Raw genomic sequence first — 661 nt, forward strand, 5'->3', positions numbered from 1 at the left:
AGCAGCCTGCCGTGAAGGTAATGTGCGAGCAGTGCAGTATTTTCTAGATAAAGACAACTTTGATGTTAACGAACAATTTATCAGTGGAGGGTCTGGCACATATATTCATGGCCTTTTTCTTGCGGCTCAAAATGGCCATGCCGAGGTGGTTCAGAGGTTAGTGAGCGCAGGGGCAAAGGTTAATAGAACATGGGATAGCGCAACGCCGTTGTTTCAAGCGGCTCAAAATGGCCATGCCGAGGTGGTTCAGATTTTAGTGAGCGCAGGGGCAGACCTGAATAAAACATGCAATGCTGCAACACCTTTGTTTCAAGCGGTTCAGAATAACCATACCGAGGTGGTTCAGGTTTTAGTGAATGCAGATGCAGAGCTGAATAAGACATGGAATAATGTAACGCCTTTGTATCAAGCGGCTCAAAATGGCCATGCCGAGATGGTTCAGATTTTAGTGAACGCAGGGGCAGACCTTAATACAATACGGAATGGCATAACGCCTTTGTTTCAAGCGACTCAAAATGGCCATGCCGAGGTGGTTCAGATTTTAGTGAGCGCAGGGGCAGACCTGAATAAAACATGCAATGCTATAACGCCTTTGTTTCAAGCGGCTCATGAGGGTCATGCCGAGGTGGTCCAGATTTTAGTGAACGCAGGGGCAGACCTG

At 47.5% G+C, this 661-nt stretch carries 1 protein-coding gene; it reads left to right on the top strand.

Going from position 1 to position 661, the window contains the following annotated elements:
- On the top strand, positions 1-661 hold a 661-nt coding region (locus tag E1189_RS03375), incomplete at both ends, for an ankyrin repeat domain-containing protein (RefSeq protein ID WP_196221150.1).

It is taken from the genome of Parendozoicomonas verongulae, assembly GCF_009711465.1.
Classification (GTDB): domain Bacteria; phylum Pseudomonadota; class Gammaproteobacteria; order Pseudomonadales; family Endozoicomonadaceae; genus Sansalvadorimonas; species Sansalvadorimonas verongulae.